At 70.0% G+C, this 19911-nt stretch carries 12 protein-coding genes; 7 read left to right on the top strand and 5 right to left on the bottom strand.

Features of this window, described 5'->3' with window-relative positions; translation table 11 throughout:
- The first annotated feature begins 77 nt into the window (after positions 1-77).
- From QM732_RS22600 to QM732_RS22580, 5 genes are read left to right on the top strand one after another with little or no spacing between them, the layout of a single operon-like run.
- On the top strand, positions 78-5171 hold the full coding sequence (locus tag QM732_RS22600; RefSeq protein WP_415658336.1) for an alpha-2-macroglobulin family protein: 5094 nt from the start codon (positions 78-80) through the stop codon (positions 5169-5171).
- Between the two features lie 4 nt (positions 5172-5175).
- Positions 5176-5574: a hypothetical protein gene (locus QM732_RS22595; protein WP_415658335.1), complete on the top strand. Its 399-nt coding sequence runs from the start codon at positions 5176-5178 to the stop codon at positions 5572-5574.
- A gap of 11 nt (positions 5575-5585) precedes the next feature.
- Positions 5586-5969, top strand: a complete 384-nt coding sequence (locus tag QM732_RS22590; RefSeq protein WP_415658334.1) for a DUF5329 domain-containing protein — start codon at positions 5586-5588, stop codon at positions 5967-5969.
- Complete coding sequence (gene pbpC, locus QM732_RS22585) at positions 5966-8320, top strand: penicillin-binding protein 1C (RefSeq protein ID WP_415658333.1); 2355 nt, start codon at positions 5966-5968, stop codon at positions 8318-8320. The genes QM732_RS22590 and pbpC overlap by 4 nt, the downstream gene beginning before the upstream one ends.
- Positions 8321-8336: 16 nt before the next feature.
- Positions 8337-8558, top strand: a complete 222-nt coding sequence (locus QM732_RS22580) for a SlyX family protein (RefSeq protein ID WP_415658332.1) — start codon at positions 8337-8339, stop codon at positions 8556-8558.
- A gap of 79 nt (positions 8559-8637) precedes the next feature.
- On the opposite strand, the gene QM732_RS22575 is transcribed toward QM732_RS22580, so the two are convergent.
- The gene (locus QM732_RS22575; RefSeq protein WP_415658331.1) at positions 8638-9132 is read right to left on the bottom strand and encodes a cupin domain-containing protein; all 495 of its coding nucleotides are present in this window, start codon (positions 9130-9132) and stop codon (positions 8638-8640) included.
- A gap of 29 nt (positions 9133-9161) precedes the next feature.
- Here QM732_RS22575 and recQ point away from each other — a divergent pair, with 29 nt between their 5' ends.
- The gene (recQ, locus tag QM732_RS22570; protein ID WP_415658330.1) at positions 9162-11051 is read left to right on the top strand and encodes a DNA helicase RecQ; all 1890 of its coding nucleotides are present in this window, start codon (positions 9162-9164) and stop codon (positions 11049-11051) included.
- Between the two features lies 1 nt (position 11052).
- Here recQ and QM732_RS22565 read toward each other — a convergent pair whose 3' ends face one another.
- The gene (locus tag QM732_RS22565; RefSeq protein WP_415658329.1) at positions 11053-11328 is read right to left on the bottom strand and encodes a hypothetical protein; all 276 of its coding nucleotides are present in this window, start codon (positions 11326-11328) and stop codon (positions 11053-11055) included.
- A 198-nt stretch (positions 11329-11526) separates the two neighbouring features.
- Between QM732_RS22565 and QM732_RS22560 the strand changes: the two genes are divergently transcribed.
- Entirely contained in the window at positions 11527-15057 is a 3531-nt protein-coding gene (locus tag QM732_RS22560) for a hypothetical protein (protein WP_415658328.1), read from the top strand.
- Here the strand turns inward: QM732_RS22560 and QM732_RS22555 are convergent.
- From QM732_RS22555 to QM732_RS22545, 3 genes are all read right to left on the bottom strand, one after another.
- Entirely contained in the window at positions 15054-15194 is a 141-nt protein-coding gene (locus tag QM732_RS22555) for a hypothetical protein (protein WP_415658327.1), read from the bottom strand. The genes QM732_RS22560 and QM732_RS22555 overlap by 4 nt on opposite strands.
- 364 nt (positions 15195-15558) lie before the next feature.
- Complete coding sequence (locus QM732_RS22550) at positions 15559-18543, bottom strand: ATP-binding protein (RefSeq protein ID WP_415658326.1); 2985 nt, start codon at positions 18541-18543, stop codon at positions 15559-15561.
- Between the two features lie 83 nt (positions 18544-18626).
- The gene (locus QM732_RS22545; protein ID WP_415658325.1) at positions 18627-19877 is read right to left on the bottom strand and encodes a hypothetical protein; all 1251 of its coding nucleotides are present in this window, start codon (positions 19875-19877) and stop codon (positions 18627-18629) included.
- Positions 19878-19911 lie beyond the last annotated feature (34 nt).

Raw genomic sequence — 19911 nt, 5'->3', positions numbered from 1 at the left:
CTCTTCACCCCTTGAACAGGGCCGGCGGCGGCCCCGGTCATGCCTAAACTCCCCGGCACATTGCGGGGAGGAACTCCATGGTCGCGTGGAAGAAGGCCGTCATGGCCCTGGTCGGAGCGGGTGCGGTGGCTGGAGCGGGCTGGTGGGCCTGGCACGAGCACGCCGGACCGGACCTGACCAGCAGTGCCGAGATCGGCGAGCAGGCCGCGTTCGCGTTGATGGACTGCAGGCCGCGCCTGCTGGACGGCTCTCCGGCCATTGCCGTCAGCTTCACGCAGCCGCTGGATTCACGCCAGGACTTTGGTGCGCTGGTCGCCGCGCAAGAAGGCGCCGCGCCGACGAAATCCGAGCATGACGGCAAGACCACGCCGGCGCCCGACTCGAGCTTCAAGCCGCTTGCCGCGCGCTGGGTGCTGGGCGACAACCCGCGCGTGCTCTATCTGCCGTTCGCGACGCCGGACCGCAGCTTCCGCATCGCACTCAAGCCCGACCTGGCCGCGCGCTCCGGCGCCAAGCTCGCCACCGCGCAGAGCTGCGAGGCCGTCAGCGAGGCGATGCCCGACAGCTACTACTTCGCCAGCCGCGGCGTCGTGCTGCCGGCCGGACAGAACGGCGGCCTGCCGGTCGTAACCGTCAACACGCCCGAGGTGGATGTGCAGTTCCTGCGCATCAAGCCAGCGTCGCTGCCGGCGTTCCTGGAGCAGGTTGGTGGCCGCCGCGAGCGCGGCAATGCAGGCAGCGACGAGGACGGCGACGGCGGCTACTACTACGACGGCTACAGCGACAACCAGCGCCGGCTGAAGGGTACTGTGGGCGGATGGGTGCTGGACGAGCTGCGCGCGATGAGCGACAGCGTCTATGTGGGCCGCTTCACCACCGATGCCCGGCCCAACCGCCGCAACGTCACCTTCCTGCCGGTGGAGGGCATCAAGGAGCTGCAGGAGCCGGGTATCTACGTGGCCGTCATGAACCAGCCCGGCCGCTTCGGCTGGGACTACCAGGTCACGCATTACTACGTTACCGACATCGGCCTGCACCTGCGCCGCCATGCGGCGCAGCTCGACGTGTTCGCGACATCGCTGAAGAGCGGCGGCGCGCTGTCGGGCATCGAACTGAGCCTGGTGGATGAGGCCGGCAAGGCGCTCGCACAGGCACAGACCGATGGCGACGGCCACGCGGTGTTCACGGGCGCAGACGGCAAGGTTGGAGACAAGGCGCGCGCGGTGCTGGCGCGCCGCGGTGGCAAGGAGATGTCCCTGCTGTCGCTGCGTGACGCGGCGCTGGACCTCAGCGAATTCGATGCCACCGGCCATCCGTCGCGCAGCAACAAGCTGTTCGTCTACGCCGGGCGCGACCTGTACAGGCCGGGCGAGAGCTTCCAGGTCTCTGTGCTGGCACGCGATGCCGACGGCAAGCCGCTGCCAAAGCCGCTCCCCGTCACGCTGACTGTGAAGAAGCCCGATGGCAGCAAGCTCGTCGAGCAGCTGGTGCAGCCGGGCAAGACTGGCACCGGCTATTACCAGCAGGCGATCGCCCTGCCGGCCGATGCACCCACCGGCGGCTGGACGCTGCAGGCCCGCATCGACCCCGGCGCGAAGACCCCCGACGCGCAATGGGCGTTCAAGGTCGAGGAGTTCCTGCCCGAGCGCATGAAGCTTGCGCTGGCCGCGCCGGAGGCCACGTTGGCGGGTGACGCCGGCGTGACGGTGCAAGTACAGGGCGACTACCTCTACGGTGCGCCGGCCGCCGGCAACCGGCTGCAGGCCAGCGCCTATTCCGAGCGCCTCTTGATGCCGCTGCCGACCAAGCTGCCCGGCTTCGTCTTCGGCGACCTGGCCGATGACAAGGCCAAGAACCGGATCGACCTGCCCGAGCAGGAGCTCGACGCCGACGGCAAGGCCAGCGTGGACATCGCGACCGCCTTCGGCGAGCGCAAGTCGCCGATGAAGCTGCGCGCGGCGTTCAGCCTGCTGGAGTCCGGCGGCCGGCCCGTCGTGCGTACGCTGGAGCGCAGCTGGTGGCCGGCGCCGGTGCTGGTCGGCGCGAGGCCGCTGTTCGACCGCAACGTCGCGCCCGAGAACGGCCTGGCCGAGTTCGAGCTGGCCCGCGTCGACGCGGCAGGCAACTTCAAGCCGGCCAAGGAAGTGCAGCTGAAGCTGATCTACGAGGAGCGCCAGTGGTACTGGCGCTATGACGACGGCCGCGGCTGGAACTCGGGCTTCACCGTCAACGAGGAGCTGGTGGAGGCGCGAAGCCTGGCGTTGACGGCACGCACGAAGATCGCGCTGCCCGTGCGCTGGGGACGCTACCGCCTGGAGGTTGCCGACCCCGACACCGGCCTGGCGCTGCGCTATGGCTTTTATGCCGGCTACGGCGCGCAGGACGCTGACGACATCGGCAACCGGCCCGACCGCGTGCAGCTGAAGCTGCAGGGCGCACCGTTCAAGCCTGGCGACGTTGCGAAGCTGGCCATCAAGCCGCCGCACGACGGCGAGGCCATCGTTACGGTAGAGGGCGACCGCGTGCTGTGGACCAAGCGCATCCCCGTGAAGGCCAGCGGCACCGACCTGTCCATTCCGATCTCCACCGACGTCGCCTGGGCGCGCCAAGACCTCTACGTGACCGTGGCCGCATTCCGTCCCGGCAGCCAGGGCGACCGTGTGACGCCCGCGCGTGCGCTGGGCCTGGTGCACCTGCCGCTGAACCGCGAGGATCGCAAGGCCAGGGTCGCACTGGGGGTGCCGGCCAAGACGCAGCCGTCCGTGCCGCTCCCTGTCAGCGTGAAGGCGCCACAGCTGGCCGGCAAGCCGGCCATCGTCACAGTCAGCGCGGTGGACGTCGGCATCTTGAACATCACCAATTTCAAGACACCCGACCCGCAGGACTTCTTCTTCGGCAAGCACCGCTACGGCGCCGACATGCTGGACTTGTACGGCCGTCTCATCGAGAAGATGGAGGGCAACGTCGCCAAGCAGCGCTTCGGCGGCGATGCCGGCAAGCGCGACACGCAGAGCATGCCGCGCAAGGTCCTGCTGGTGGACCTGTTCAGCGGGCCCGTGCAGCTGGACGCCAAGGGCGAGGCGACCGTCAACCTGAAGCTGCCGGACTTCAACGGCACCCTGCGTGTGATGGCGGCCGTCAGCAGCGCCGACAGCTACGGCTCGGCGCAGGCCGACACGGTCGTTGCAGCACCCTTGGTGGCCGAGCTCAACATGCCGCGCTTCGTGTCGCCGGGCGACAAGGCCACCATCGCGCTGGACGTGACCAACCTCAGCGGCGCCGCGCAGGACGTGAAGGTGGCCGTCACGGCCGGCGGCCCGTTGAAGATCAGCGGCGGCACAGAGCCGATCCGGCTCAACGACAAGCAGCGCCAGATCCTGCGCTTCCAGGTCGAGGCACTGGACGCGTGGGGGGTGGCGCCCATCACCGTGAAGGTCAGCGCCGGTGCACTCAACCTGACGCGCGAGGCTGCGCTGCAGGTGCAGCCGGTCACGCCGCTGACGCGCGAGAGCCGCCGCGTCCGGCTTGAGCCGGGCGCCACGCAGGCGCTCGACAAGGCGCTGCTCGATGCCTACTGGAGCGGGTCGGCCAGCGTGTCCCTGAGCGTTTCCAACACGCCGCCTATTGACATCAAGGACCAGGTGCAAGGCCTGCTGATGTATCCCTACGGCTGCCTGGAGCAGACGACGTCCAGTGCCTACCCGTTGGTATTCATCGATGACGACGCGGCCAAGCGCTGGGGCCTGAAGCCGCTGCCACGCGAGGAGCGCGCGAAGCGGCTGGATGCGGCGTTCGCGCGCCTTGCCGGCATGCAGCAGCCCAAGGGTGGCTATGGGCTGTGGGCCGCAAGCGGTGCGTATGAGGGCTGGCTGAGTGCCTACGTGACGGGCTTCCTGCAGGATGCGCGTGATGCCGGCTTCGCGGTGCCGGAGGTGATGCTCAAGCGCTCGCTGGACAACCTGCTGGAGCAGTTCCAGCGCGCGCCGGCGCAACAGACCCAGCCCGCCAAGGAGCCTCGCCGCGACGACAAGGGCCGCATCGCCGACTGGCGCGACGCCGAGACGTTGCGCCTTGCGCACCAGCGCTTCGCCGAGGCCGCGCATGCCGGCTACATCCTGGCCCGCGAGCAGAAGGCGCCGCTGGCCACGCTGCGTACGCTGCACGACCAGTACCGCAGCCATGCGCTGTCGCCTTTGCCGCTCGTGCAGTTGAGCCTGGCACTGAAGCTGATGGGCGACGAGAACCGCGCCAAGGCCGCGCTGGAGGATGCCGTGACCCGTGGCTATGGCTACCAGCCCGACGACCCCAACAACTACTGGGGCCAATGGCTGGGAGACTACGGCAGCAAGGTGCGCGACCGCGCGCTGGCCTACGCGCTGCTGCTGCGCCACAAGGTCGCCCACGAACGGCGCGAGAACCTGCTGTTCGACCTGTCGGAGGACTTCGGCCGCCGCAACTACTATTCAACGCAGGAGAGACTGGCGCTGTTCCTCGCCGTGCAGGCAGCCACCGACGGCGCGGGCAAGGACGATGCCTGGAAGGCGGCGCTTGCGGTGGGCGCCAAGACCGACGCCTGGACAGGGACCGGCGTGGGCCAGCAGGGCTTTGCGCCGGCGCAGCTCAAGAGCGGCATCACGCTGAAGAACGAGGGCAGCACGCCGCTATATGTCGACGTGACGGCGCAGGGCTACCCGACCAGGCCGTTGACGCCGACGAGCGACCGAATCTCGGTGGAGCGGACCATGTTCACGACCGACGGCAAACCGGTGACGGCGCGCCAGTTCACGACCGGCGAGATGTTCGTCGTGCGCCTGCGCGTGAAGGCCAGCCAGAACATCAAGGATGGCCTGGTCGTGGACCGCATCCCGGCCGGCTTCGAGATCGAGAACCTGAATCTCAGCCAGGGCCCGCAGGCTGGCGAGTTCACGGTGGACGGCGTCAACGTCGCGCAGGCCAATGCCAGCGAACGCATCGTCCACACCGAGTACCGCGACGACCGCTTCGTCGCCGCCGCGCGGCTGGGCCAGCCGCTGGACATGTTCTATCTCGTGCGCGCCGTCACTCCGGGCCGCTACGTGGTGCCGGCGACTTTTGCGGAGGACATGTACCGGCCGGAGGTGCGGGGGATCGGCAAGGCGGAAGGGGAAGTCATCGTGGTGGACAAGAAGTAGGGCGATGCTCCGTTCGCAGTTCATCTACGTGAAAGTCATCCGGGGCCAAGCTTCGGCCTTGGCTGTGGAGACTGGGGAGCGTGCCGCTGTGCTGTCCAGTGCCTTTGCCCATCCACGGACGCTCATGGGCGATTTCAAGGAAGTCGTGGCAGGCTTCAGGCGCTTGTTGAATCAGCTCGGGCACGGTGCCTGGTATCGGCGCAAGCCCTGGGCATTGGTTCACCTGGTCCCATCGCAGGAAGGCGGATACACGAACGTGGAGCTTCGAGCGTTCCGAGGAGCCATGTTGGAAGCAGGTTGCGAGCAGGTGTTCCTGCTGGACTCCCGAGAACCCCCATTGAGCGATGCCCAGCTCGCGGAGGTGAAGAAGGAGTTCGGGAGGACCGTGCTCTTCTCCGATTGATGAGACATCCCGTGCAAAAACACCGTCTGCTGCTGGCCGTCGCCGCAATCACCGTCGTCGCCCAAGCCGACCCGCTGCCGCCGGCCGCGCGTGCCGAGGTCGACGCGCTGCTGGCCCGCCTGCAGACATCCGGCTGCGAGTTCAACCGCAACGGCAGCTGGTACGCCGGCGCTGACGCCAGGGCCCATCTGCTGAAGAAGCTCAACTACCTTGAAGGCAAGAACTTGGTGCAGACCGCCGAGCAGTTCATTGAGCGCGGTGCGTCCGGCAGCAGCATGAGCGGCACGCCCTACCTCGTGCGCTGCGCCGGCAAGCTGCCCGTGCAGAGCGCGCAGTGGCTGAAGGCGGAGCTGCAGCAGGTTCGAACGGCAAGGGCGGCATCCAGCCCGCAATGAATCTTCCCGCCATGAGTCGCCTGCGCCGCATCGAGCTGGGTCTTGCCGCGCTGTTGCTTGTCGTCCTCGCACTGGACTTCGTCTTCCCTCTTCCCACCCCTGCGGCCGACTCCGCCACGCTGACCGTCCTCGCCGCCGACGGCAGCCCGCTGCGGGCCTGGCCTGGCGACGATGGCGCACAGCGGCATCCAACGACACCGCAAGCCGTGTCACCGAACTATGTGCAGGCATTGCTGTACTACGAGGACCGCTGGTTCTACTGGCACCCGGGCGTGAACCCGGTGGCGCTGCTGCGTGCTGCCTGGCAGTTGGCGCGGCATGGTCGCATCGTCTCGGGTGGGTCCACGCTGACGATGCAGGTCGCGCGGCTCGTCGACGAAAAGGCCGCCGGCCGCAGCGTGCCGGCCAAGCTGCGGCAGATCGCCCGCGCGCTGCAGCTGGAGCTGCACTGCAGCAAGCTCGAGATCCTGTCGCTGTACCTGAATCTCGCACCGATGGGCGGGCCTTTGGAAGGTGTGGAGACGGCCAGCCGTGCCTACCTCGGCAAGGGCGCGGGCGATCTGTCCAAGGCCGAGGCGGCGCTGCTCGTTGCGCTGCCGCAGTCGCCCACGCGGCTGCGTCCCGACCGCGCCGTGCAGGCCGCACAGGCGGCGCGCGACAAGGTCCTGACGCGCATGCAGCTGCTTGGCGTCTGGAGTGCCGCTGACGTGGCCGACGCCAAGCTGGAGCGCGTGTTCGCTCCGCCGCTGCGCGCCCGCTGGCTGGCACCGCTGGCGGCCGAGCGCGTGCGCCAGCATGCTCGCCGCGAGGGCCGCATGCCCGCCGTCATCCAGACGACACTGGATGCCGGCCTGCAGGCGCGGCTGGAGCAGCTGCTGACAGACCGTCTCAACGGGCTGCCGGACGCGGTGTCGCTGGCTGCGCTGGTGGTGGACAACCGCACGCTGGAAGTGCGCGGTTATGTCGGTTCGGCCGATTTCACCGATGCGCGCCGCGGCGCCCACGTCGACATGGTGCGCGCGCGGCGCTCTCCGGGCTCCACGCTGAAGCCGTTTCTCTACGGCATGGCGCTGGACGAGGGGCTGGTCCATTCCGAGAGCCTGCTGATCGATGCGCCGCAGAACTTCGGAGGCTATGCGCCTGGCAACTTCCAGGCCGACTTCTCCGGCCCGGTCAGCGTTGCCGAGGCGCTGCAGCGCTCGCTGAACGTGCCGGCCGTGGACCTGCTGGACCGGCTGGGCCCGGAGCACTTCGCCGGCCGGCTGCGCAATGCCGGCGTGAAGCTGCGCATGCCGGCCAACGCGGCGCCCAACCTCAGCCTCATTCTCGGCGGAGGCAGCACGACGCTGGAGGAGCTGGTCGGCGCCTACACGGCGCTGGCGCGCGGCGGCCTGTCGGCGCGGCCGCGGCTGACGGCCGACGAACCCCTGAAGGAGTCGCGCCTGATGAGCGAAGGTGCGGCCTTCATCGTGCGCGAGATCCTGGAGAACGGCGGCCGGCCCGGCAGCCCCTTTCGCGAGAGCGGCCAGCGCGTCGCGTGGAAGACAGGCACGTCTTTTGGCTTCCGCGACGCCTGGGCGCTGGGCGTGACGGACCGGTACACCTTCGGCGTCTGGATAGGTCGGCCCGACGGCACCCCCAACCCCGGTCACTTCGGCGCCAACTCGGCCGCACCGCTGCTGCGCGACCTGGCGGCCGCGCTGGGCCCCGACGGCGTGTCGAACCAGGCACGCCAGCAGCTCGCGCCGCGCCGGCGCCCCGACGGCGTTGCCGCGGTGGCCATCTGCTGGCCGCTGGGCAGCGCCGAGGCCACGACGCCGCCCGAACAGTGCCTGCAGCGCCGCACGGCCTGGACGCTGGATGGCGCCGTACCGCCGACGCTGCCGGACCGCCTGCGACCGGGGCCGTTGCAGGAACCGGTCTGGGTCGCCGCGGGCCAGCGGGTGCAGCCCGACTGTGCGCAGGCGGCCGAGCGGCACGAGGCGGTACGCTGGCCGGCGCTGCTGGGGCCGTTCCTGGACGCCGAGCAGCGCCATCCGCTGGAGCGCCTGTCCTGGCGCGCCGACTGTGCGCCGCGCGAGCCGGTCGCGAATCGCCTGCGCGTCGTGGGCCTGGAGCCCGGCACCGTGCTGCGGCCCGCGCCGGGTCGCCAGGACGTGACGTTGAAGCTGCAGGCCATCGGCGCGCAGCAGGGCCTGACCTGGCTGCTGGACGGCCAGTGGATGGCTGCCAGCACGACGGCCGGCGTCGCGCAGACGCTGCACGTGGCGCGCGCGGGCGAACACCGGCTCACGGTGATGGACGGCCTGGGCCGCTGGGTACGCGTCGAGTTCCGGCTCGCCGCGCCATAGCGTGTCCAATACGGCCATGGATACCCTGCAAGCCCTGGAACAGCGCATCACCGACCTGGAGATCAAGGCCAGCTTTGCCGAAGACACCGTGGAGCAGCTCAACCAGGTCGTCGTGCGCCAGCAGGCGCAGATCGACCGGCTGGTGCGCGAGCTGGTGGAGCTGCGCGACCGCACCGCGTCAGCGGCCGAACCCGGTGGTGTGCGCAGCCTGAGAGACGAGCTGCCGCCGCACTACTGAATCCGGGCCGGGGACGGCGCCCGCGTGCCGTCCAGCGCCAGATGAACGACCGCGTCCTGCAGGGTGGCGGGCGCGTGCCTCAGGGTTCGCCGTCCCAGTACTCCAGCCCCGCCTCGCGTCGCTGCAGCAGCCGCAGCCCGGGGGCGAAGCTGCCAACCTTGCCGGAGTCCGGGTAGACGCAGATCTCCGGCTCCTTGTGCGTGCTGACGGACAGGTAGTGCAATGGTGCGTCCGAGGTGTTGATGATGTGGTGCGGGTAGTCCGGCCCTGCCGGGATGGTGATGACGTCGCCGGCCTGTATGGGCACCCGCTCGCCCGCCACGCGCAGCGTGCCGTGCCCCTGGATGACGATGAACATCTCCTCTTCGGCGTAGTGATAGTGGTAGGGGCAGCTCTGCTGTCCGGGTGCCACGATGTCGAAGCTCGCGCCAAGTTGCCGTGCGGCCGTGCCTTTGGTCATCGAGGCGGTCTCGCTGTCATAGCGCGGCGCACGCAGGAAGCGCTCGCGCGGCGCGTCGTTGAAATTGCGGATCAGGCGCTGGTGCAGTTCGGCGGCACGATCAGAAGGGGTCATGGGAAGGCTCCTGGGACAATGGCGGCTGAATGAATCCGCCAGCGCATCTTCCAAGCCCAGCCGACGACCTGCAATCCGCCGCGCACCAGGTCCTGTCAGCAGTCTTCGGCTATACCGCCTTCCGCGGCCAGCAGGCCGACATCGTCGAGCAGGTGGCCGCCGGCGGCGATGCCCTCGTGCTGATGCCCACCGGCGGCGGCAAGAGCCTGTGCTACCAGGTGCCAGCCATCCTGCGGCACACGCGCGGCCAGGGCGTGGCAGTGGTGGTGAGCCCGCTGATCGCGCTGATGCACGACCAGGTCGGCGCGCTGGAGGAGGCCGGCGTGCACGCCGCCTTCTTGAACTCCAGCCTGACCGGCGAGGAGGCCAGCCGCATCGAGCGCGAGATGATGAGTGGGCGCCTCACGCTGCTGTACGCGGCCCCCGAGCGCATCACGACGCCACGCTTCCTGGCGCAGCTGGCGTCGCTGCACGAGCGCGGCTTGCTGTCGATGTTCGCCATCGACGAGGCCCACTGCGTCAGCCAGTGGGGCCATGACTTCCGCTCGGAGTACCTTCAGCTGTCGCTGCTGCACGAGCGCTTCCCCGAGGTGCCGCGCATCGCGCTGACGGCAACGGCCGATGAGCTGACGCGCGCCGACATCATCGAGCGGCTGCAGCTGCAGGACGCGCGCGTCTTCATCAGCAGCTTCGACCGGCCCAATATCCGCTACCTCATCGTCGAGAAGAACGGCTCGCCGCGCGAGCAACTGCTGCGCTTCATCAGCGACGAGCACGAAGCAGAGGCCGGCGTCGTCTACTGCCAGAGCCGCAAGAAGGTGGAGGAGACGGCCGAATGGCTGCAGAGCGAGGGCCTGAACGCGTTGCCCTACCACGCCGGTCTGGATGCCGACGTGCGCCGCCGCCACCAGGACCGCTTCCTGCGCGAGGACGGCCTGATCATGGTGGCCACCATCGCGTTCGGCATGGGTATCGACAAGCCCGACGTGCGCTTCGTTGCCCACCTGGACTTGCCCAAGAACATCGAGGCCTACTACCAGGAGACCGGCCGTGCGGGCCGCGACGGCGCGCCGGCCGAGGCCTGGATGACCTACGGACTGGCCGACGTCGTCAATCAGCGCCGCATGATCGACGAGAGCCCGGCCGACGAGACTTTCAAGCAGGGCCAGCGCGGCAAGCTGGACGCGCTGCTGGCCCTGGCGGAGGCCACGGACTGCCGGCGCGTGCGGCTGCTGAACTACTTTGGCGAGGCCAGCCAGCCCTGCGGCAACTGCGACAACTGCCTGAACCCGCCGGCGACCTGGGATGGCACCGAGGCGGCGCGCAAGCTGCTCTCCTGCATCTACCGCTTCCACCAGCGCGGCGAGCGCTTCGGCGCGGGCCACCTGATCGACGTGCTGAGGGGCAAGGCGACAGACAAGACGCGCCAGTACGGTCACGATTCGCTGTCCACCTGGGGCTGCGGCGCGGACCTCTCCGAGCAGCAATGGCGGGCGGTGCTGCGCCAGCTGATCGCACTGGGCCACGTGGCCACCGAGGGCGAGTTCAGCACGCTGGCGCTGCAGGACAGCGCGCGGGGCGTTCTCAAGGGCGAGGTGGAGATCCGGCTGCGCGAGGCCGAGGAGAAGAAGTCCAGGGGGCGGTCAAAGACGGCGCGGGGCGGCGCCAGGCCCAAGACCGACCCGGCGCTGGGCCTGGATGCGCAGGGCCACGAACGCTTCGAGGCGCTGAAGGCCTGGCGTTCCGAGGTGGCCAAGGAGCATGGCCTGCCGGCCTATGTGATCTTCCAGAACACGACGCTGGCCGAGATGGCGCGGGCCGTGCCGGGTGATCTCGCCGAGCTGGGCGAGATCAGCGGTGTCGGTGCGAAGAAGCTCGAAGCCTACGGCCGCGAGATCCTTCGGGTGCTGGGACGCTGACTCAGCAGACGGCCGGCGCCGTGCAGGCGCTCGCAACCTGGGTGCCCGCGCTGCGGCGGCCTTCGACGACGACGCGGGGCAACTGGGCCACCGCCGTCTCCGGCGTGCTGACGCCTTCGATGACGACGCGATCCAGCTTCACCACATCCGGGGCCTCGGCGGGAACCGTGATGTTCATCCAGGCGGCGCCGGTCAGGGCGGTCATGGCGACCAGGGCGGCGGCGCTGACGGCTTGCAGGCGGTTGGTGCGGGCGGTGGTGGTGCTGATGCGGTTCATGGTGTTGTCCTCTCTGTGTCTGGTCGCCAGTGTGTTCCCGGGGCTCCTTTTGATCTAAGGGTTTGCGATAGGTTGCAGGTTTTCGCGGATGAAATGCAGCCGGCGCGGACGAGCCATCGTCAAACCTGAGGGTCGTTTCCTGACGACGCCGTCTGGCGGTGCCGGATACTTTCCCCGTCAAACCCAGGGAGAGAAGGCATGGCACGCGGCAACGACGTCCAACTCGGCGGCATCACCGATCTGGTGCTGCTGGCAGACATCAAATCCGGTTTCGTCGACGCGCTCGAGGTCGTCACCTACGTGGACCGGCTGCGCAAGGTGCTGCGCACGCTCAACGGCCTGCGCCTGGGCTCGCGCGAATCCAGCTCGCCTGCCTCGCCCTACACCGACATCGTCGCCCGCTGGCGCATCGTCCACTCCTTCCGCTGGGCCATCGTCGAGGGCCGGGACGGTGCACCCGACCGGCTGCTGCTGTGTGTCAACTTCGATGGTGGCTGGGAGCCGTATATGCGGGTCATCTGGGACCAGCTCGGCTCCACGCTGGACCTGATGCTGTGCCACACCGAGGGGTACCAGCTCTCGTGCAACTGCAGCTTCGAGACCTACTCGCGCTGGGTGCGCGCGCACGAGATCTCGGCGGATTTCCTCTTCATCGAGTCCGGCCGGACCGTGGGTGACGCGGAGTACTTGGCGCTGCTGGAGGCCGCCCAGCGCGGCCGCGCGGACGAGCTCAAGGCCGACCGCCTGCGCGCGCCGTCCTCGGGCCAGGTCAGGCCCCTGCCCGGTACCGACAAGCCGGCGGAGCGCTTCGCGATGGCCGCACGCGGCCTGGTACCGCTGGCCGGCCTGTTCACGCTGCAACGCTTCTTCCGCCTGGGTGCGCCCGATGGCGCCTGCCTGCTGCGCGCCACCCAGGACGTGCTCTTCGAGCTCACCGAACTCGGCACGGCCGCACAGTTCCCGGTTCCGGCACCGGGCACGCCAGCCGCGCAGCTGACCCCCGGCGAGAGCCTGCGCGTGCGGCATCACGAGATGCTGGCCTGGTTCGAGGTCCAACTGCCGCGCGCCGTCACGCCGCCCGCACGGCTGGCGCTGGACCGCGGCCAGCTGCAGGCCGGCATGCTGACCCGGTTGCCCGCCAACCGGGGTGCGCTGCTGCTGCTGCGCATCGAGCAACCGGCCCGCGCGCTGGCCTGGCTGGCCACGGCACCTGTGCAGGCCGAGGGCGCCCCCGCCGGCCCGGGTGGCGTCTGGCAGCAGCTGGCGCTGACGCTGGCCGGCCTGAAGGCACTGGGCATCCCGGAGGCGCGGCTCGCACGCTTCCCACAGGCCTTCAAAGAGGGCATGGCCGCGCGCGCCGGCCTGCTGGGCGATGTGCGCCACAACCACCCCACCCACTGGGCGCTGGCGCCGCACGTCAACCAGCACGATCGCTTCGACCCGGCTGGCGCCCACTTGCTGGTGCAGGTGCGCTTCCACAACCCGACCGGTGGCGAGGCGCTGACGGACGACGACCGTGAACGCATCGCTGCCGCCGGCCGGCGACTGACCGAGGGTACGGGCCTGTCGCTGATGGCCGTCGAGCCCATGCGCAGCAACAGTGCCGACAAGGAGAACTTCGGCTTCAAGGACGGCATCAGCCAGCCCAGCCTGGACAGGACCGAGCACAAGCACTGGGATGACCAGGTGCCCGAGGGCGAAATCGTGCAGGGCTTCTCCACGTTGCGCGACAAGGGCTGGCCGGTGCCCGAGCAGGCCGACCCGCTGCTGGACTGCGGCAGCTTCCTCGCGGTACGCAAGTTGCGCCAGTACACCGGCCGGTTGCACGACTGCGTCGAGCGCGAAGCCAAGCGCATCAACCTGCCTCGCGAGCTGCTGCTGGCCAAGCTGATGGGCCGCCGCCTTGACGGCAAGGCGCTGGCCGACGAGAGCACGGACCGCAACGACTTCAACTACGAGCGCGACCCGCGCGGCTCGGCCTGCCCCTTCCATGCCCACATCCGCCGCGCCAACCCGCGCGATCAGGCGCCGGATTCCGCGCTGACCGGTCGCATGCCGCGAATCCTGCGCCGTGGCATGAGCTACGGACCGCCGCCGGACCGCCTCAACCCCAACGACAAGGAAGATCGAGGCCTGGTCTTCATGGCCTACAACGCCCACCTGGCCGAGCAGTTCGAGGTGGTGCAGCGCTGGATGGCCGGCGCCAACGCCAGCGGCGGCTATTCGGCGCAGAGCGACCCGCTGCTCGGCGTGGTGGACCCCAGCCAGGGCAAGCGCCTCTACCCCTTCGAGCATGCCGGCAAGCCCTTCGAGATCGACCTCGGCAGCCAGCCCTTCGTGACGCTGCAGTGGGGCGCCTACTTCTTCGTGCCCTCCATCCCGGCGCTCAGGGCCTTGCCCGCGCTGGCCGAACTGCCGCTGCCGCTGCCGGCCCCTGCACCCGTGCCGCTGAAGGCCCCGGCGCTGGACGACTTCGCTGCTTGGCAGCGCTGGCTGGAAGACACCAACACCCGCGACCTCGCCTGGGCCTGGGTGCGCGCGCAGCCGGGTGGCGTCGCCCGCACCGCCTACGGTGTGCTCGTCGGTGCGCCGGAGCGGGTCTGCGACGTACTGCGCAACCAGCCCGCGCGCTACTCCAACAAGGGCTATGGCGAGCGCATGCGCGACTCCATCGGCGAAGGCTTCCTCGGCATGGACGACGACAACGGCCACAAGGAGCAGGCGCCCGAGGTCAACCGGGCATTGGAGCGCGTCAGTGAGGCCGAGGCCTTCGTCGCCGCATACAACATCGCCCGCAAGGGCCTGGCCGACCTGAAGCAGGAGGCCCGCGCGCTGCTGGCTGCCTTCCCCGCCGGCCAGAAGCCGGACGGCATACCGGCAGACACGCCGCTGGACCTGGAGCGTCTCAGCGAGGGGGTGCTGGCCGCGCTGTGCCGCTACTGGTTCGGCATGCCCGATGGCCGGCTGGTCTGGGGCACCGAGCTGCATCCGCCGACGACACCAGAGCCCCCGCGCTGCCCGCGCGCGCTGTTCCAGGTGTCGCGCCACGTCTTTGGCCCGCACCCCAGTGCCTTGGTCAGCGACACCGGCCGCAAGGCCGGCCAGAGCTTCCTGGCCGCCACGACGGCCTGGCTGCAGGGCACGCCGCGCGCCCAGTGGCCGGCGCTAACGGAGCAGATCGTCAAGGCCGCCGAGGCTGTGCCCGGCGCGCCGGCCGACCTGGCTGCGCGCACGCTGGCCGGCGTCATGCTCGGCTTCCCGCCGACGACGCACGGCAACCTGCTGACGGTCCTGGGTGCCTGGGTGCAGACGCGCAAGCTGTGGGACTTGCAGCCGGTATGGCACGAGGTGCCGGAGGCCGTGACCGACGCCCAGCGGTACATCGAGGCGGTCGCCCGGCTGCGTCCGACGCTGGTGGCGACGCTGAACCAGCGCCCCACACCCTTCCAGATCTGGCGCCGCGCGCTGGGCGAGCATCGCCTTGGGCAAGTCGACGTCGCGGCGGGCGACACCCTCATCGTCGGTCTGGGGTCGGCCACGCAGCAGGATCCGCTGCGCCATCACGTCGCCTTTGGCGGTGACCGCGCCGATCCGCTGGGTGCGCCGCCGCACGCTTGCCCGGGCTATGGCATGGGCATGGGTGTCATGCTGGGTGTCATCGCGGCGGTGCTGGATGCCGGGGTGATGCGCTTTACGGGAGCGCCGACAGTCGTGGCGCTGGGCGTCTAGACACCCAGCACCGCCCAGGCACCTTTGGCGGCGGCGGCCGGGCCGGGCATTGCCGGCGCCGCCAGCTCGATCATGGCCAACGCCGTGCTTAGGAGGGGCGTGTCCGGCTGGACCGCCTTGCTTTGTGCCTCGACCACCCTGACCTGCTCCTGAAGTGCCGCCCGCTGAGCCGGTTGGAGCGCTCGATGCCTCGAGCAGTCGCTGGATCTGCTCGAGGTCGCGGGTCAGCGGCTCGGGCGGCGCAGCCACGCTGCGCACAGTCGCCGTTGTGGGGTCGCCGACCACCATCTGATCGGCAGAGATCTGGCCGCCCCGAAGGCCGCCGCGGGGCGGCGCAGCAGCCACGGCGCCCAGACCGCCCATGAATACCTCTCCATGGGAGCTGTTGTGGGTTGGGCGTCCAACACCCTGCAGGAGGGGGCGCAGGTCATCCGCTACGTTGCGGAGAAGGCCTCACGGCCGCTGCGAGCAGCAGGCAGCGAGAGGACGCTTGGTGGGGCGTCACAGGCCGCTGGCGCGTTCGGCGAAGCCGGTCATGTCCAGGCGGGTGAACTCGGCGCGAGCGAAATCCAGCGCTGCCCGCCAGTGCCTGTCCAGCTGCAGCTCCGCCTCGAGCAGCGCCGTGACGGCGGCCTCGTGGGCTGAGTTGCGCTGCTCACCAGCGCCGCGAGCCAGGCCCAGGTAGCGCTTGGCGCGAGCGTCGTCGCCGACTCCTGCCGCCAGCCGGGCGGCGGCACGATAGGCCATTGCGCCGCCGATCCAGTCATGCTGGCGGCCGCGCTTCAGGGCCAGGGCCACGTGGTGTCGGGCGGCGCCAGCATCGCCCTGGGTAGACAGGATGTCGGCCAGCCAGCCATGGTTGAAGCTGCTGTACAGGCCGCCGCCGCGCGGCGCCAGCCAGGCGGTGGCGTCGAGGATGTGCTGGCGGGCGGCCGGATCGGCCTCCTGCATCCAGGCGCCGTAGGCACCGGCCGCCTGCCCCATGGCGCAGGTGAACATGCTGCGCACCTGGGCGCCAACACGGTGGGCCACGGCCGCGGCCTCGCGGGCCTCGGCCCAGCGGCCCTGCCACAGCAACACGGCGGCCCGCCAGCCCTGAATGCTGGCTTCGACAGCGTGGCCGCTGCCGTCGAAGGGCGCCAGGGCCTCGGCGAAGATCTCGTGGGCCTGCGCGAAATAGCCCTGGTCGCCCAGCACGTAGGCGCGGCAGCACAGCGAGAAGGACAGGCCGATCCGGTTGACTGCGCTCTTGCTGGCGCGGGCGCGCTGGCGCTCGATGGCCAGGTCCAGCATGGGCAGGGCGCTCGCGTAGTCGGCCGCGGCGGCCTGCAGCTGGCCGACCGTGCCGGGCAGCTGCGCCAGCAGCGCATGGTCGCCGCAGCGCTGGGCGATGTCGACGGCGGCCTGCGCGTGACGCAGGCTGTCGCGCGTCTCGCCCAGCGCATAGCCGACGTAGGCCAGCCAGTACTCGGTGCGGGCGATGAGGCCGGGATCGGCCGTGGCATGGGCCAGGCTGGCGGCGTGCTTGAGCACGCGCAGGTCATCCTGTGAGGCGTCGAAGACGCAGGCCATGCCCAGGCGCTGCGCGATGGCGATCCAGCGGCGCTGGCGCGCGTCCCCGTCGGGCTGGAACTCGAGGGCCGCCAGCGCAGCGCGGAACTGTTTCTTCGCGCGGTCCAGCGCTGACACGGCCAGGGCCTGGTCGCCGGCGGACTCGGCATGGCGGGCGGCGGCGAGCCAGTCGTTGGCGGCGGCATCGTGGTAGGCCAGCTGCTCGTGGAGTTGATCCTCGGCGCCGCCGTGTGCGCTCAGGGCGGCGCTGATGTGGCGGTGCAGGGCCTGGCGTTCGTGCAAGCCGGTGGCTTCGTAGACGACGTCGCGCGTGATGCCGTGCTTGAAGCGCAGATGGCCGGGGCGCTGGTCCGGGAAGATGAAGTCCTGTGCGGCCAGCGCCTGCACGTCGGGATGGCGCTCGCCGCAGCCGGACAGGGCCTCCAGCAGCCAGACCGGGATGACGTTGCCGATGACGGCTGCCAGACGCACCAGCCGGGCCTGCGTGGGTGGAAGGCGGCCGACACGCGACTCGACCAGGGCCGCCAGCCAGGCAGCGCTGCTCTGGCCCGCCGCGAAGCCGCCGTGGCCGCCAGCGCTGTCGGCCGCGGCATGGCAGAGCTCCTCGATGAAGAGCGGGTTGCCGCCGGCGTGGCGCTGCACCTCGGCGGCGATGAAGGGGTCGGTCTGCGGCAGCAGCTGCTGTACGGCGCGGGCGGCCTCGGTCTCGCTCAGCGGCGGCAGCTCGATGATGTCGGCGTCGCCATCGTTGGCGCCGGGCAGCACGGCGAGGCTGGTCGCCGGCCGGCTGGCCGTCAGCAGCAGCAGGGGCAGGCCCTGGGCCCGCGCGGCCGCGCGCAGGCGGTGCAGCAGGCGCAGCGAGGCGTCGTCGGCCCACTGCAAGTCATCGATGCAGACCAGCTGCGGCGTGCGCCGCGCCAGCGCCAGCAACAGGGCCAGCAGGGCGTCGGCACGCTGGGCCGGCGCGCATTGCTGAGCGGCAAAGAGCTCGGGCGGTGCGTCGGCCAGGTCGCCGTCATGCGCGTCCATGGCGCGCAGCATCTGCAGGAAGGGTTGCAGCGGCTCGGCGCTGAGATAGCTCTCGCAGTAGCCGCGGTGGATCTGGATGGCCTGGTCGGCCGCGCGCCGCAGGAACTCTTCGGTGAGCCGCGTCTTGCCGACGCCGGCGCCGGCGCGTATGCCCAGCCATTGCGACCGGCCTGCGAGCGTGCGCGCCAGGGCCGCGTCCAGCGCCGCCAGCTCACCGCGGCGACCGACGAAGGGTGCCAGGCCGCGGCGCATGCTGGCCTCGAAACGCCGCCCCACCGGCGCGCGGCCGTGCACGCGGTAGGCCGCCAGCGGCGTTGCGCGGCCGCGCAGCTGCAGCGAGAAGCGCGGGCCGGTCTGGAAGAACTGGCTCTGCAGGCCCAGGCTTTCCTCGCTGGCGATGATTTCGTCGCGCCGGGCGGCCTCGGAGAGGCGGGCGGCGATGTTGGGCGCATTGCCCAGCAGCTCGAAGCGGCCGCGCATCTGGTCGCCCTCGTTGACGAGGACGATGCCGGCATGGATGCCGCTGTGCAGCGCCAGGCCTGCGAAGTCGGCCGGCTTGGGGCCGGGCGGCACGATGTCGCGCACGGCGGCGTGCAGTTCCAGCGCGGCCTCTGTGGCTCGACGGCCGTCGTCCTCGCGCACATCGGGGTGGCCGAAGACGGCCAGCATGCCGTCGCCCTGGATGCGCGCGATGACGCCGCCATGGTGGGGCACGATGCGCTCATACAGCGTGCGCAGCCCGGCCAGCATCGCCGCATAGTGCTCGGCCTCCATCCACTCGGCCATGGCCGTGGAGCCGCTCAGGTCGACGAACAGCAGGGTCAGCAGCCGGCGCTGGCCGACGGCGTCGGGACTGGCAGCGGTGGAGGCGGGGGACTCGGTCACAACGCCGGGAATGCTAGCCGCTGCGGCCAGTGCGCGGTCGCGAAAACGGGCGTTTGGAGACGTAACTCCAGACCGTTTCGCGCCTAACCGCGCAGCGGCGTGAACTCCGTGTCCGCCGTCGTGCGATGGGCATCCGGCGGCAGGTCCTCCTCGCGCAGGCCCAGATAGATGGGCTCGCCATTGCGGCGGTGGATGTTGATCTTGGCGTTGTAGACGCGGTGGATGAGCCCGTGCTTGTCGGCCATCTGGTACTCGCTGATGCCCCAGAGTCCGGCTGCGTCGCGGCGGCCGGTCAGGTAGCAGGCGATCTCGTCGACTTCGGAGCCAGCCAGCTTGAGGCCATTGAGGCTGCGCAGCGGAGCGCGCGTGCGCTCGACGAAGTCCAGGCTGTCGATGCGCAGGTCCTCGCCGGTGGCCTCGTCGTGCATCAGCGTGTTGAACTTGCCGACGAGGATCTGACCGGGCTCGGCACGCTCGATCATGCGCGCGAGCTCGATGGTCACCTGACCCACCAAGTAGCTGAAGGACGTCGGGTTCAGGCCCTCGGACTGGTGGAATTCGTAGTGCGAACCGACGTGGAAGCAGGCGCGCAGCCGGGGTACCGACTCGGACCGCGTCGCGCGCTCCTGGGCCAGCGCGTTGTCGGCCAGGATGAACTGCATCAGCTGGTACAGCTCCACGTTGGCCTCGACGCCGCGCATGCGGTTCCAGATGTAGAAGCCGTCGCCCGTGGTCGTGCGGGCGAAGTTGATGTTGATCTCGCGGTCCAGCAGCTTGGCGTAGGCCGCGTTGACGGAGCAGGACAGGCTGTTGAGCTGCACGACCTGCTGCAGCGGCGTCAGCAGGGAAAAGCCGACGGCGTCGAACAGGATGACGGCGCGGTCCTCGACGAGGCGGATGCCGTAGCGTGCCGCGATGGCGGCGATCAGCGGCAGTCCCAGGCCGCGCTCTGGTGCAAACGGCAGCTCGATCAGCTTGGGCTCGACGTCGAGGGCGGTGCAGACGGCGTCGAAGGCATCGCGGTCGAGGTGCTCCTGGTTGGACAGCAGCTTGTCCAGCAGCCGGGTGCGCCGCTTGATCTCGGCCTGCTCCAGCGTGCCGTCGCCCAGGGCGTACTCGGTCAGCATCTGGTGCGGTGCCACGAGCACGCGCAGGCCGCGTCCTTCAGGCATCCAGGCGTAGACGAGGTTGTCGCCCAGTCTCCACAGCGCGTAAAGGGCTTGGTCCAGCAGGATGATGTTGTCGCGCAGCGTGGTTTCGCTGAGACCGGCTGGGGCCGGGTAGGCCATGAAGCCGTCCAGCCAGGATCGGCGTTTGCGCAGCTCTTCTTTCACTCGCGGGCTCCATTCAAGAAGCCCGGATTGTCTT

The sequence above is a fragment of the Roseateles sp. genome (assembly GCF_047654805.1).
In the GTDB taxonomy this organism is placed as follows: Bacteria; Pseudomonadota; Gammaproteobacteria; order Burkholderiales; family Burkholderiaceae_C; genus Pelomonas.
The sequence above is the reverse complement of the archived record's forward strand: the minus strand, read 5'-3'. Positions and strand labels throughout refer to the sequence as shown.

Coding starts and splice junctions, on each gene's coding strand:
- QM732_RS22600 (WP_415658336.1), top strand. CDS start 78: ATGGTCGCGTGGAAGAAGGCCGTCATGGCCCTGGTCGGAGCGGGTGCG.
- QM732_RS22595 (WP_415658335.1), top strand. CDS start 5,176: ATGCTCCGTTCGCAGTTCATCTACGTGAAAGTCATCCGGGGCCAAGCT.
- pbpC (WP_415658333.1), top strand. CDS start 5,966: ATGAATCTTCCCGCCATGAGTCGCCTGCGCCGCATCGAGCTGGGTCTT.
- QM732_RS22580 (WP_415658332.1), top strand. CDS start 8,337: ATGGATACCCTGCAAGCCCTGGAACAGCGCATCACCGACCTGGAGATC.
- QM732_RS22575 (WP_415658331.1), bottom strand. CDS start 9,132: ATGACCCCTTCTGATCGTGCCGCCGAACTGCACCAGCGCCTGATCCGC.
- recQ (WP_415658330.1), top strand. CDS start 9,162: ATGAATCCGCCAGCGCATCTTCCAAGCCCAGCCGACGACCTGCAATCC.
- QM732_RS22565 (WP_415658329.1), bottom strand. CDS start 11,328: ATGAACCGCATCAGCACCACCACCGCCCGCACCAACCGCCTGCAAGCC.
- QM732_RS22560 (WP_415658328.1), top strand. CDS start 11,527: ATGGCACGCGGCAACGACGTCCAACTCGGCGGCATCACCGATCTGGTG.